12 protein-coding genes are annotated in these 14,363 nt (G+C 36.8%); 6 read left to right on the top strand and 6 right to left on the bottom strand.

Going from position 1 to position 14,363, the window contains the following annotated elements:
* Positions 1-132 precede the first annotated feature (132 nt).
* A complete protein-coding gene (locus tag EHQ31_RS11610; protein ID WP_135573547.1) occupies positions 133-1,758 on the bottom strand; it encodes a hypothetical protein in 1,626 nt (541 codons plus the stop codon).
* 390 nt (positions 1,759-2,148) lie between these two features.
* A complete protein-coding gene (locus tag EHQ31_RS11605; protein ID WP_135573549.1) occupies positions 2,149-3,579 on the bottom strand; it encodes a glycogen/starch synthase in 1,431 nt (476 codons plus the stop codon).
* A gap of 70 nt (positions 3,580-3,649) precedes the next feature.
* Between EHQ31_RS11605 and pckA the strand changes: the two genes are divergently transcribed.
* On the top strand, positions 3,650-5,242 hold the full coding sequence (gene pckA / locus EHQ31_RS11600) for a phosphoenolpyruvate carboxykinase (ATP) (protein ID WP_135573551.1): 1,593 nt from the start codon (positions 3,650-3,652) through the stop codon (positions 5,240-5,242).
* A 259-nt stretch (positions 5,243-5,501) separates the two neighbouring features.
* Here the strand turns inward: pckA and EHQ31_RS11595 are convergent, their stop codons facing one another.
* Together EHQ31_RS11595 and EHQ31_RS11590 are read right to left on the bottom strand one after the other, a co-directional pair.
* Positions 5,502-5,918, bottom strand: a complete 417-nt coding sequence (locus EHQ31_RS11595; RefSeq protein ID WP_135573553.1) for a DUF1761 domain-containing protein — start codon at positions 5,916-5,918, stop codon at positions 5,502-5,504.
* Between the two features lie 89 nt (positions 5,919-6,007).
* On the bottom strand, positions 6,008-6,772 hold the full coding sequence (locus EHQ31_RS11590; protein ID WP_135573555.1) for a helix-turn-helix transcriptional regulator: 765 nt from the start codon (positions 6,770-6,772) through the stop codon (positions 6,008-6,010).
* A 225-nt stretch (positions 6,773-6,997) separates the two neighbouring features.
* Between EHQ31_RS11590 and EHQ31_RS11585 the strand changes: the two genes are divergently transcribed.
* The 5 genes from EHQ31_RS11585 to EHQ31_RS11565 all read left to right on the top strand — a co-directional run bounded on the left by EHQ31_RS11585 (position 6,998) and on the right by EHQ31_RS11565 (position 12,411).
* Entirely contained in the window at positions 6,998-7,639 is a 642-nt protein-coding gene (locus tag EHQ31_RS11585; RefSeq protein ID WP_244247360.1) for a TetR/AcrR family transcriptional regulator, read from the top strand.
* 255 nt (positions 7,640-7,894) lie between these two features.
* On the top strand, positions 7,895-9,505 hold the full coding sequence (locus EHQ31_RS11580; RefSeq protein ID WP_135573557.1) for an FAD-dependent monooxygenase: 1,611 nt from the start codon (positions 7,895-7,897) through the stop codon (positions 9,503-9,505).
* Positions 9,502-10,623 (top strand): VOC family protein, encoded by a 1,122-nt coding sequence (locus tag EHQ31_RS11575; RefSeq protein ID WP_135573559.1) that lies wholly within the window; start codon positions 9,502-9,504, stop codon positions 10,621-10,623. Before EHQ31_RS11580 ends, EHQ31_RS11575 begins: the two co-directional genes overlap by 4 nt.
* A gap of 16 nt (positions 10,624-10,639) precedes the next feature.
* Positions 10,640-11,590, top strand: coding sequence for a fumarylacetoacetate hydrolase family protein (locus EHQ31_RS11570; RefSeq protein WP_135573561.1), 951 nt, complete (start codon positions 10,640-10,642; stop codon positions 11,588-11,590).
* The gene (locus tag EHQ31_RS11565; protein ID WP_135573563.1) at positions 11,587-12,411 is read left to right on the top strand and encodes an SDR family oxidoreductase; all 825 of its coding nucleotides are present in this window, start codon (positions 11,587-11,589) and stop codon (positions 12,409-12,411) included. The genes EHQ31_RS11570 and EHQ31_RS11565 overlap by 4 nt, the downstream gene beginning before the upstream one ends.
* Positions 12,412-12,421: 10 nt before the next feature.
* Here the strand turns inward: EHQ31_RS11565 and EHQ31_RS11560 are convergent, their stop codons facing one another.
* Both EHQ31_RS11560 and EHQ31_RS11555 read right to left on the bottom strand, forming a co-directional pair.
* On the bottom strand, positions 12,422-13,063 hold the full coding sequence (locus EHQ31_RS11560; RefSeq protein ID WP_135573565.1) for a nuclear transport factor 2 family protein: 642 nt from the start codon (positions 13,061-13,063) through the stop codon (positions 12,422-12,424).
* 106 nt (positions 13,064-13,169) lie between these two features.
* Positions 13,170-14,309, bottom strand: a complete 1,140-nt coding sequence (locus EHQ31_RS11555) for an MBL fold metallo-hydrolase (protein WP_135573567.1) — start codon at positions 14,307-14,309, stop codon at positions 13,170-13,172.
* Positions 14,310-14,363: the final 54 nt, after the last annotated feature.

Below are 14,363 nucleotides of genomic sequence, written 5' to 3'. Positions count from 1 at the left end.
TTGTGACAAAATGGGAAGGAAAAAATGAAAAAAATTCTCTATTTTTCTGAATAAACCACTAATTTGAATCTCAGTTTTGTCATAAAAAAAATTCTGGTTCTTTGTTTGTCTAGATAGTCCTGGAAGGTTCTTTTATGGTTCTGCACTTGCAGGCATTGTTGAGATTTCAAAATTTCTAGCGGTACTAAAGTTTGCAATGGCACCAAATTTGGAATGAATTGTCACCATTCTTCCCGCACATGCGTCCACTTGATTGGTGAGAAACTTTCCATTATTACCACTACTGTCTGAGGTGGCATCATAGTATTGTAGTTGATTGAATCCGCCATTAGAAGGATTGATTTTCAATCTTGCTTGAGCCAGTGGATACTGAAAATTGCCTAAAGTGATATCAGAAGATATACCTGTAAATACATTGCCATTGTCTATTGCCAATAGATTCCCAACAATTTCTTGCCTTCCACTATTGTATGCTAAATTTCCCGGTAATACCTCTGGCACATTGTAGGCACTGGCTCCTAAAAATTGACCCCAGATTAAACCAGTATTTCTTTTGTCCGGTTTCAATATTTGGTAATTTCTGCGACCTGATGTTCCTTGGAAAGGGTAAATGGTGTTAGGTGTAGAATACGGTTCACCAGTTTTCCCAATTAAAAAAACTTCATTGTTAGCAAATAACGCTTTTTGTAAATTGAAAGTACCAGCTGTAATTGTTGGTCCATAATAACTCAATGCATCCCAAGTTAATCCCGAGTTTATAACTCCATAAAAAACTCTGCTTTCATTCACTTTCGGGTGACCTGAAGTTGAGACAAAATTGTTTGATGTACTTCCAGCAAGTAAAATTTTGTTTCCATCTGATTTGAATAGAACTGCTTCTGTTGCAGATCCAGTATTAGGCAAAAAACTTTGAATCAGGCCATTTCCATTACCATCAACCACTGCAATTCCTAGTTCCTTTTGGCTAACCGTTGTTGCATTTGAGCCATAGATTGGATACGGAAGACCAGGATATCCTAGTCCTATATTGTCTTGGGTTGGAGTTGAAGCTTCAGAAATTCCTTGGAATAAGAGGGCAATTTGATCAAAGTTAATGATGGACATCGCATAAGTTTTTGTTCCAAGTCTTGAGTTGTCTTTATTCAAATAACCTTGCCAAACAATTTCTCCAGAATGTTGTTTCAGCCGAGCAAGGTAGAATGCATTAGTAGTTGTTTTTGCATTGGTTACATTTGATCTTCCTGCACCATTTACCAAAGCATATACTGCCAAATCTCCGTTGGAAAATTCATCAACCGAAATAGTTTCTGGTAAAGGCCAATCATCAATTCCATAACTCATTTCACCAATATAATCCAGCCATAATATTCTTGAAAAACTTTTGTCTATGACGAAAACAACTGCATTTAATGCCGAATTTTGATGGCTTCCGTTAACTCCACTGGTACGCCCATTCCAAAAAAGTGGTTCTCCCGATATTGCAGTAACAACTGTATTCCCACTATTTAATACTTTGAGAGATAAGGGTATGATTAAAGTATTTCCACTTCCAAATTGAAAATATCCGCTTGTATTTGGATTACATAATGAATTTAGAAAGAAATTCCAAAGTGCGGTTTCAAAAAAACTCTTTGATCTTGGATCACTTGGATTGTTTAGTTCCAGTTTGCAGTTGTTAAGAGGAAATAGAGAAAATAAAAGTGTTAGTAATAAGATTTTAATAGTTGGAACTTTCTTATGAAATTTGAATATCGACATATTTCCCTTTCGGTTTCATTCTATCATCTAAAAAAGAGAAAGAATAGAATTAGATAATAAATTTTGATTTCTTAAAGAAATAGAAATACATAATTTCACAAGCCTTTTGTGGGATGGAAGGAATAAAAAATTGACTTATTAGATTCGTACGAGTCCTAATATTTGATTTTAGATGAGCGAGAGAAATGAAATTATGCGCCAGCGATTGTAGCGGAAATCCTTTCCCAGAGGCGAAAGATTGGAGCGTAAAGCGCGGTCGTTGCTAGGTTGGAATTACGGCAACTAACGAGTTCGAGGCGCCATAACTTATGAAAATTAAGACAATGATCTTAAAGTGAATTTGTTATTTATGGATGAGTCAGAAAAATTTCCGATGGAATGAGAAATACTTTATATTTTTAGATCAATCGCTTTTTGATAAACAAAATCATATTCTAATTTTCTTTTTTTCCAACTCCAATCCAAACTCATAATGTTTTTCACTACAACAGCATGGTCTTCGGAATGATATAAGTCTTTGGCACGTTCTAAGGCATAACCTAGCGAACCTGCATCACCTGGTTCAAAAACAATTCCGGTTTTGAATTTTAATAAACTAGATTCTTCGACAGTATCTCGTAAACCACCAACACGAGATACAATGGGTATCGTTCCATAGGTATGACTATACATTTGGTTAAGTCCACATGGTTCAAACAAAGAAGGCATAAGAAAAAAATCGCTAGCGGCTTCAATTTTGTGAGCCAAACTTTCGTTATATCCTCTATAAAAATAAAATAAGTCAGGAAATTTGTCTGAGAGATTATAGAAAGCCTTTTCCAATTCCAAATCACCTGAACCAAGCACCACATAACGGTGCGGTAGATGCTGTCTATCTAGAAAGGCTTGTAGAAATGTAGGAAAACCTTTTTGGTAGGTAAGTCTTCCAATTAAGCCAATCAATGGTACATCTAATGGCAAAAAAGGTCTTCCTATTTCCTGATATAAGTTTTCTTTGTTTTTTAATTTTCCTTCTTTCCAGTTTTTTTCGGTATAAGATTTAAAAATTCTTTTGTCTTTTTCTGGATTCCATTCATCCGTATCGATTCCGTTTAAAATTCCAGAATAATCGGAAGATCTTTGATTTAAACAATAACTAAGCCCAAATCCATTTGGTTCTGACAAGGTTTCTTCTCTGTAACCGGGACTCACCGTTGTGATTTGGGAAGCTGATAGAATCCCTGCTTTCATATAGTTACACTTTTCGTCATGGTCAAAGGGACTTGTGATGAGGCGAAAGGGATCTTCTTTTAAAAACCCGGTCATCCAATAGGGGTGGTCTCCTTGGTAAGCCAAATTGTGGACAGTAAAAACCGAAGGGATGGGGAAAGCTGAATCTTTTTGTAAGGCAAGTGACAAGGCTGTATGCCAATCATGGGCATGAAAAATATCTACTTTTAAGATTTGGCTTAGCGCATAACATGCATAAGAGAACATGGCAAATCGAAAATGTTCTTCTTCGTGTCCATAAATTGAGTTTAAGGATTGGAATAAATCTGATTCAAAAAAGTACAATTTGACCTGAGACTCTTCTGCTTCCAAAAATCTAGAGTTTTTCAGTACGGAAACGATTAGGGAATCGGTTTTGGTATCTCTTGGGAGGAGGGCGGGAAACTCTTTGCCAGTCCATTTAGGTTCCTTCCCCATCTTTGCGATCCGTGGCAATGCGACATAAACTTCTTCTGTCTCTGCTTGTTCTTTGGTGAGAGAGGAGAGCATGTCGGCAAGCCCTCCCATTTTAATGTATGGAAAATATTCTGCGGATGCGTGGAGAATCTTCATTTTCTGTTATTGACACCGACTCGCAAAGTAAGAAGCTAGAAAAACACAAAGTGAAATCGAGGAGAGATCCATGTCAGTATCTACTAATCTGCGCGGCCTTGCTGAATTAGGCCTTAAACCGTCTGAAGTCTTCCATAACTTATCATACGAAGAAATTTACCAGCACGAATTGAACAACAAAGAAGGCGTAACTTCTGATAACGGAACGATGATGGTAGATACCGGGATTTTTACGGGTCGCTCCCCTAAAGACAAATACTTTGTCGATGAACCTTCTTCCACAAACAACATTTGGTGGGGACCGGTCAACACAAAGGTTTCTGAAGCTATTTTCAATGAATTATACACAGAAGTAACCAAATTCCTAGATAACAAAAAACTTTATGTTTTTGATGGTCATGCAGGAACTAACGATGACACACGTATCTCCCTCCGTGTGGTTACGGAAAGAGCTTGGCAACACCATTTTTGCACCAATATGTTCCTCCGCCCAACAAAAGAAGAACTAGAAAAACTAAATCCAGAATTTACTATCATCAACGCTTCTGGTTACAAAAACGCAAAATACAAAGAACACGGCCTCAATTCTGAAGTGTTTGTGATCTTCCACTTAGCAAAAAAAATCTGTATCATCGGCGGAACCGAATACGGTGGAGAAATGAAAAAAGGGATTTTCTCTGTCATGAACTACTACCTGCCGCTCAAAAACGTGCTCACAATGCACTGTTCCGCTAACGTTGGTAAGGATGGAGATAGCGCTCTTTTCTTTGGATTATCCGGAACAGGAAAAACCACTCTTTCCACTGACCCACACCGCAAACTCATAGGTGATGATGAACATGGTTGGGACGATAATGGAATTTTCAACATTGAAGGTGGATGTTATGCAAAAACCATCAATTTGGATCCAAAAACAGAACCAGAAATCTATGCAGCCATCCGTCGTGATGCTCTTCTAGAAAACGTAGTATTTGATGCGGCTACAAAAAAGGTAGATTACTCTTCTGCTGCAAAAACAGAAAACACAAGAGTTTCTTACCCAATTTTTCACATCGATAACATCCAACCAGGATCGAAAGCAGGTCACCCTAACACTGTGATCTTTCTTACTTATGATGCTTATGGTGTTCTTCCTGCGGTTTCTAAACTTTCTATCGAACAAGCAATGTATCACTTCCTTTCTGGTTACACAGCTAAGGTTGCGGGAACAGAGCGCGGTGTGAAAGAACCACAAGCAACTTTCTCAGCTTGTTTTGGTCAGGCGTTTATGACTCTTCACCCAACATACTACGCAAAGTTACTCGGTGAAAAAATGAAAAAACACCAAGTAAATGCATACCTAATCAACACAGGTCTTGTTGGTGGAAAGTATGGAGTCGGAAAACGTATGAACCTTCCTGCAACTCGCCAAATCATCAATGAAATCCTCAACGGAAACATTGAAAAATCCGAGTTCGAAAAACACCCAGTATTCCAAGTTTCTTTCCCTAAATCAGTTAATGGTGTGGATGCTCATATCCTCAACCCACGTAACGCTTGGGAAAACAAAGAAGAATATGACAAAACAGCAACTGACCTTGCAAAACAATTCATTGAGAACTACAAAAAATACCTTACTGGTTCTAAAGAATTTGATTACAGCCAATACGGTCCAGTAGCGTAAGAGTTAAGTCAGAAAAATACAATGAATACCGACTTACGTAGGTAAGTTGGTTCGTTGGTTTGGATCAAAGCCGCTCCTCCGAAAGGACAGCGGCTTTTTTGTTTTTTTCTAAATCCGACTGGGCTCACTCCGGTTTGTGGTCTCGCTCCCGCCTCACCCATGCATGGTGAGACCTCATAAGCAAAGGCTAAATGATTTGACAAGTATGGAAAAGGAAGGTAGGAACTTCCCCGTAGCTCACTAAATCATTCAGAAATTATTAAAAAATTTGAACCAAAATCATAGCAGCGATATTGATTCCTACGAAGTGATAGGCACTGGAAATGATACCATATAGAATGGGCCTAGGAATGTTCGGATTGATCGCAATAGTAAAGGTATTGGCTGACAAGTATCCAATGCCAATCAAAGATCCCCATCGGAGCGCTTCGGCCATTTCGTTGATTTGCAAAGCGTAGAACAAAACGGCAGTAGTGACTAAATTGAATAGAGTACAAATTCCGGGCCCAATGATAAATATTGCTGTTAACGGCGCAGGCGTTTCATTTTCCTTTCCGAGAGATATTCTATATGGTTTTTCAAATAAAATGGTAAACCAAACATAACCTAGAAAAAAATAGACTAGGAATGCCAATCCTATAGCAATCCAATTTAAACTTAAAAATATTTGTAACATAAACAATCTTCCTTTGGTAGATAAGTATTGAATCTTTATAGCGGATTTTTGAAAGGAGAGATTGTAAAAAATCAGGGTGGATTGATTTTTTAAGTCAAAAATTGTGTGGGTGTTTTGCCTGTGAACGATTTGAATTCTTTTATGAAATGGGATTGGTCAAAATATCCAAAATCATAAGCAAGTCTTGTGAAAGAATTGTATGTTGGAATTGCTCGAATTGCAGAATTCATTCGTATGATAGATGAAAATTGTTTAGGTGTGCCTCCTATAATTTCTCGAAAATTTTTTTCAAAAGTATCAATACTCAAATTCACAATAGAAGCAATCTCATTGATTTTGATTTTCCCTTGTGACAGATTCATTTGTGAAATTGCTTCTAAAATACGTTTATCAATGGTTTGTTTTTTGATCATTTTTAATAAAAAATTCTCAACATGATCTATTTTGGAATGATTATCCTTTGTTTCCAACAATCGAGCATACATCTCATTTAAATATGATTGATTCCATAAATCATATCCAGAAGTCCCAACTTCATTCAGTTCATTCATCGACATATTGAAAAAAGAAAAAGCACCCCAAGGTTGGAACTTAACAATCAAAATTTCCGTTCCTTTCGAAAGTGTATTATGTTTTACTGTTTTGCGTAAACCCGACAAAGAAACAATCGGCAAACTTCTAGAATCCGAATGGATTTGGTAGTGATGATTTCCTTTGAGTTTGATGGTCAAAACAAATGAATGGTGCGGAATGATAGATTTACTAAAACTTTCCTCACATTGGATGAGGAGATAACTTTCCACATAAGGTGTGAGTTGAAGTCGAGGTTTGTATTCAAAAACCGTTGGTAACATCAGACTTAATCCCAATGAAACTCATTTTAATCCTCTGTAAATAATTTTCCTGCTGAGAATCGAGGGACTAAAGAATTGTCAGATCAAATCCTCGCATCCATTGCTGGTAGACTAAAACGAATGTCTTCGGTGATTCTATGTTTACCCGTATCGATTTTTTAAAAACTGAGTCATCTCTCAAAATTGTAGTTGTTAAGCAAACGTTGTTCAAAATTGATAGAGTTTGTGGCTGTTTTAAAATCCAAAAAAACTTTGCTTCCCAAAAAAGAAAGAACACGGGCGCAAATTATGAATGCAGCGTTACGATTGTTTGCCTTGAAAGATGCAGGAGAAACTTCCATTGCCGAAGTAGCTGTAGAAGCAGAAGTTGCAAACGGTACCATTTATAATTATTTTAAAACTAAAGAAGAATTATTAGATGCCTCGGCTCTGATGTTAGCAGAACAAGTAGCAGCCGAAGCTGACATTCTCATGGTCGACATACAAAATGAAGTAGAACGTTTGGCATTTGGTGCTGTCCATTTTTTAAAAAAAGCCAGAAACGATTCCGATTGGGCTTGGGCTCTCATTCGAGTGGCATCTGTGGCACCAAGAATGAGTGAGATCCTTAGAGCCTATCCTCTACGTGATTTGAAAAAAGCTGTGGCTTCTGGGAAATTTACAATTGATTCCCAAGATTCCGCCTTGGCATTGTTTGTTGGTGCAATTCATTATGGAATCCGTAATATTCTAGAAGGGAGAGCAAATTATAAAACCCACGATGTAGATATGATTGTTTTAGTATTGAGAGCCTTTGGTCTAACACATACGAACGCTAAGAACATAGTCACTCGTGCCCATGAAAAAGTTTGGAATTCAAATTCCTAATTTCTGATATTTAATTTCTAATCATTTAAATGTAACTAGATCGTTTCCATTGATTTTGTATACGATTTGAGTTGTTTCTTATCTCCTACCATCAATTCCCAGTCTTAAAATCCAATATGGTCCATTCTTCGCAGTATTGTTTCCCAAGGGAAAACTAGGTGACTTCCTACCAATTCATCCGGTTTTACACATTTTAAAATATTGACATTTTATCCATAAATGAGAATACTCTCAAAAAAGAAGGATTCTACATTTATGGAACGGTCGGTAGAAAATAAAAATCTGAATACACCCAATGTAGTGATCGTTGGTGCAGGTCCTGTAGGCGTACTCACAGCCAATCTTTTAGGTCTTCAGGGAATTCCTGTGCTCTTAATCGATCAGAATCCAAGGATTTTAGAAATACCCAGGGCCATATCTTTAGACCAAGACGCTTTGAGGGTTTTGCAAGCAGCAGGATTTGGGGAAGAGATCGCAGCATCAATGCCATCGATTTCCGGAATTGAACTCATATCTCCCTTTGGAGGGCGATTTGCTAAAGTTAATTCCTTAGGCTCTTTGGATTGCCATCCGCGTTTAGTATCCATTTATCAGCCGGAGTTAGAGAGGATCCTGAGAAATGGTTTAAAACGATTTTCTCACGTTCGCTTATGGTCAGAGTGTACATATATTTCTCATATTGAATCAGAATCCAATATTATAGTGAATGTAAAATGTCAAGGGGTTGCTTGTAAAATTACCACAGGTTTTCTGTTAGGTTGTGATGGAGCCCGTAGCACAGTTAGAGAAAATCAAGGTTGGTCCATGTTAGGATCTTCATACAAAGAAGATTGGCTGATATTGGACATTACCAAACTTCCCAATCTGTTAAATAAAGTAGAGTTTATTTGTGATCCCAAACGTCCGGTGGCCCATGTGCCGGGACCAAATGGTTCAGAGAGATGGGAGTTTCTACTACATGAAGGTGAAACAAAAGAAGAAATGGAAAAACCCGATAAGGTTCGTGAATTAATGAAACCTTGGGGTGATGTTTCCCAAATGGATGTAGAAAGAATCGCAGTTTACCGATTTCAGGCAAAAACTGTGGATTGGATGGGTAAAGGTAAAATATTTTTGTTAGGGGATGCTGCTCATCTCACTCCTCCTTTTGCAGGCCAAGGTCTTGTAAGTGGAATCAGGGACAGTATAAATCTTTCATGGAAGTTGTCAGCTGTTATCAATAAAACTGCAGCTTCTAAAATACTTTCTAGTTATCACACAGAAAGAAGACCGCATGCAAAAAAAACAATTCGATTAGCAGTGTTACTTGGTTCTATCATAATGACTAGAAGTAAAATCAAGGCAATTATTCGTGACACTATATTTAAATTATTATATTATACACCTCTGAAGCAGTTTATTTTTGATTTAAGGATTAGACCAGAAAATTCATTCAAACATGGACTGTTTATAAAAAACAAAAAACTTACAAAAACAAAAATTAAAGTGGGATCAATTTTTCCTCAAGCGCCAGTTAAGTTGCCAAACGGAACTTTCATATTATCAGATGATTTGTTTGGACAGTCGCTTTATATAATAGGATATGGCACACATCCTTTGAGTGTTTTGGATGAATACACTAAATCCCTTTGGGAACAAATGGGAGGTAAAACGCTATTTTTTTCAAACCAACAAAGTTTTTATCAACAAGGATCTTATTTACCCAGTGCCGAAGATATAACCTCTGCTTTTTTCTCTGCTTTTGGTGGATTGGATCGGTTCGTCATTTTACGCCCTGATCGAATTGTTGCCGCTGTTTTTAGCAAAGAAAATACAAACCAAACGATCCTTGAGTTTTATAAAATTTATTTAGAGACGAATGTATGACAAAAAACAGTTCCAAATCACCATGCCCAGTAAAAGCAAAAAATCCATTGAGTAAAGCTCGGGACATTGCTTACATTCGACTTGGTAGAAAGAATTTAAAAATGGCCACTCAATATTATCTTGATTTTGGTTTAAGTTTATTAGAACAAACTGAAAATAGAATCTTGTTTCATGGATTGAACACCGAATGGCCTTGTTGGTCAATTGAAAAACATCATGAGGATGTTTTACTTGGCCTTGGAATGTATATTTCATCTAACGAAGAACTTGCGAAGCTAAAGGATTTGAAGGGTGCAGTGTATTTGGAAAATGGTAGGTTTGCTAGTTCAAATTTTTATCCTACAATAAATATACCTGATCCATCTGGTCTTTCTGTTGATGCAGTTTTGAACTCGAATTTTCAAATTCCATTACCAAAAATAAACAGGAAACGAAAACAATGGAATACACCAAATCAAACAGATAGAATCAATCAACCGAGTCCTTTCGATAGGGGAGCCGCCAAGATTTTGCGATTGGGACATGCCGTTTTACTTAAACAGGAATTTTTTAAAAATGCGCAATGGTATTGCGACACTTTTGGCTTGATACCATCAGATATTCAAATTCTTCCTGATTCTAAAGAACCAGTCATTGTGTTTTTACGTTGTGATTTAGGAAATCAGCTAACAGATCATCATACGATAGTTATTGCAAATGGTCCTGATGATCGATTGGAACATTGTGCATTTGAATTAGAAGATTTAGATGAAGTAGCAAAAGGAAGAGAATGGTTATTGGAGAAGGGTTGGAAACCAGCATGGGGTATCGGGAGGCATCTTTTAGGGAGTCAAATTTTTGATTACCATAGAGATCCTGCAGGTATGCTCGTTGAACATTACTCTGATGGTGATAAGTTTGATAACACAATTCCTGTTAGTTACCATTTGGTGAATCGTAAAAGTTTATACCAATGGGGACAGGATATGCCAGAAAATTTTTTAGACTCAAAGTTAACTTTGGACAAAATTTATTCTCTCATAAAAGGAAAATTCAGCGGTCGGAACATTAAAATTGGTAATTTAATTTCGCTTAAAAAAACGATGAAAATCTCACCGAGAAAATGGATTCAGTATTAACAAGAAGGAAGATGATATGGCTACAAATTATATACGTTTTGAAAAAGAGAAAAAGATTGATTGGGCTAAATGGGAAAATGGAAAATTGTTTCCTCTGTTGGCTGGTGATTTGAATACTAAAGAATTTTTGGAATTTGTAAAAACCAAACCAAAAATTTCGGAGTCTTCCAAATTATCTTTAGAAGAAGTATCTCTTCTTTCCCCGATTACAGCGCCATGCCAAATCATTTGTCAAGGAGCAAACTACGAACAACATTTGATAGAGTCAGGACTAAATCCAAAAGAAAAAAAATATAATTTGTTTTTCACAAAATCAGATGCTTCTTTGTCTCCTCCAGTCGGTGAAGTGATTCGACCAAATCATGTTAGGTTACTTGATTATGAGATTGAACTTGGGTTGGTATTTGGAAAGCCAATCAATCAATCGCTGGAAAGTAATTCATTCAAACTAAGTGACTATGTTTCTGCTTTGTTTATGGCCAATGACATATCTGCTCGAGATATCCAACTCCCTCAGATGCAGTGGTACAAAGGAAAATCATACCGTAGTTTTCTTCCCGCAGGTCCAATACTAGCAGTATTAGAAGAAGGAGATGTTTCATTATTAGAAAATTTAGAACTTACCTTACTTGTCAATGATCGCATACGCCAACACGATTCTATTGCTGGTTTGGTTTATAAACCTGAAGAAACCATCCAAGAGTTATCTCAATTTTGCGATATAATGCCAGGTGATGTTTTATTAACAGGCACACCTTCTGGTTGTGCCCTAAGAGCCCCAGGAAAACTGGTACAGAAAATCGCTGCCTTACTTTCGGAAAAAAGGAAATGGGAACTTTTTATAAAAGGCCAATTAAAACGAACTGAATACTTGCAGCCTGGTGATACCATTCGTTCTTCCATAAGAACTGCGGACCGTCGAATTGATTTGGGAGACCAAATATTAAAGGTAGTCCAAGAAAAATGAAATTATTGTTGGATCATAAAAATATGTTTTGGAATGGAAAAGTTGTTTGGATTACGGGGGCTTCTTCTGGTATCGGAGAGGCTTTAGTGCAAGAATTAAAGGAAACAGGTGTTAAACTTGTACTTTCTGCCCGTCGTAAAACGGAATTGGAGAGAGTAAAAAGCCAATCAGGATTGTCAGACGAGAATTGTTTAATTTTACCTCTAGATTTAGAAAAATATACTACGTTAGTAGAATTTCCAGAATTAATACTGCAAAAATTTGGAAGTATCGATGTGTTAATCAATAATGGTGGAATCAGCCAACGTTCGTTAGCTCATGAGACTAGTTTGTCAACATACCAATCGCTTATGAATATCAATTTCTTTGGTAATATCTCTCTTTCACTGGCTTTGTTACCTTATTTTAGAAAACAGAATAAAGGTCATATTGTTAGTATCGCAAGCATTGCTGGAAAATTTGGTGTTCCTTATCGTACTGGATATTCCTCTTCAAAATTTGCGCTGACTGGTTTTTATGAAGCCCTTCGCGCAGAAAATACAAATCATAATATAAAAATTACTTTAGTATATCCTGGATTCATTAAAACCAATATTTCGGAAAATGCATATTCTGGAGATGGTTCTAAACATGGAAAGGTTGACCCTGGAATTCAAGAAGGGATCGATTCTCGCGTGTGCGCAAAACAAATCATATCGGCGATTGAAAGTGGAAGGTTGGAAGTAGTCATTGCTCGTCCAAAAGAAAAATTTGCCATTTTTCTACATAAATACTTTCCAAGATTGTTCGCTAAGTTGATTCCAAGAGTAAAAGTTGTGTAACCTGTTCACTTCATGGTTGTTTTGCGTTTGGAAATTTTTCACATCCACTCCATTCCCAAGCATTTTGTTTTAAGATTTTTTCGTTTGCACTTCCAGACGTGATTACATTTGGTACGAGAGAAAGACCATTTCGCTCTAATCCAAAAGCCAGATGGCGTAGTTCTTTTGGATATTTGCTGAGGGGAATAAATAAATAAGCAGCCCAAAATAGAAAGGAGGGGCCTACAGGATCGAATCGATCCTTTTCATAAATACCAATTCTTTTGTGGATACGCCAGCGACCATCTTCATCCAGTTCAAATTGATCATAAAACCGTGTGTAAGAAGTTACATCCAGTTCGATTGGCCCCGTATTACTTCGAACCATAATCATCACATCTGCTTCACTCAAGGCACGGTTTCCACAAAGGGTGATCCTAGGAGAGGAGATCCAATGTTTTGTTGGTGGAGTTCCACTATCTACCATTAGGCGAGATTTTTCTACAAAACTTTTCGCCGCTCCATCAAACCAACTGATAGAGATCGTTGCATCTTTTTGGAAAAGATCTTCTAATTCTTCCCACCGAGCTGAGTCTCGATAGGCAAAAGAAGAAATATTGGATGCAATTTCTAATTTTGATTTGGTTTCTAAAAATTGTAAATTTTCCGGCATTGTAGGTCTTGCGGAAAACACTATTAATAGTAATAATGTTTTAATCTTGAAACTGTTTTTATTTTCGTTAGTAAAGTTTTTCACGATTGTTAAGCCATTTGCTAAATTAGCGTGTGTTCAGTTCATAATGGAATCCATCATCCGCTATAATCACTTCACCTTTGTAAACATTAGAAACTCCTTCTAGAAACATTGGAACAGTAATGAAGGTTCTTGCAAGAAAAGGTCCGAGTGTAGGAGTGATATGGGTATAAACTAATGTTTTGACATTTGCTTTCTGAGCTATCTCAGCTGCATCTAACGGAGAGGAATGATAATCCATAACACGGACTGCCGTTGTAGCTGCAATTTGCATCGAAGTATCATCTGGATATTGGACTGTGACTTCTAGAAATTTTTTTAAAATTTGTTTATTTATAGCCTCGTGAACAAGGATGTCGGCATTTTCTGAGAAGTATTCAAGATTTTCACTTTTTCTTGTATCACCACTGATAACAATTGATTTCCCCTTGTGTTGGATCAAATAACCAAACGCAGGTTCGACTGGAGAATGTGATACGGTAAAACAATATACTTTTAATCCATTTAAACCTTCGAATAACAATGATTTTACTTTCTCGTTAGGGGTTGGAATTTCTTTTCCGATTGCTTTTGCAAATGAAATTGAAGAGTTTCCATCTCCATTTTTATGGCGATATGTTGCATCAAAGGACATAAATTGATTGATACCATCTACAACTTTAATCGTTCCTTCTGGACCTAAAACAGGGAGATTGTGTTTCCTTCCTAATCTCCAACTACTATTGACCATCATCGGGACATCGGCAATATGATCGGAATGAAAATGTGTTATAAAAATTGCATTCATCTGATCCATAGGCAGATGTTGTCTTTCGGCAGCAATGGAAGTGCCTGATCCTGCATCAAAAATCAAAAAATTTCCATCGGTGATGATTGCAGTTGAAGTTTGCATTCTTTTTTCATCCGCTCGAGGAGAACCTGTTCCAATCGTGATGAGATGAATTTTTCCGTCGGAAAGCCAATTTCTTTCGCTGTGTTCGGAAGTATTTTTGACGATTTGTTTTTTAATCAAATGATCTGCGATATAAGTATTATGAAAGGAACAGGAGCTAATGAATAAATAGAAAAATCCGATTAAAAGTTTAGGTGTAGATTTTTGAAGCAATAACACGAAATTTAATTTAACACTTTTACACCGAAAAATTAAAGTTATTTGTTTTTTCATAATATTGACAACTCTCTCAATTATGAAAAATATGTCAACTATGTTGAAAAGATG

It is taken from the genome of Leptospira montravelensis (assembly GCF_004770045.1).
GTDB classification, from domain to species: domain Bacteria; phylum Spirochaetota; class Leptospiria; order Leptospirales; family Leptospiraceae; genus Leptospira_A; species Leptospira_A montravelensis.
Note: the sequence above shows the minus strand (reverse complement) of the source record. Positions and strands in the feature narration are given on the sequence as shown.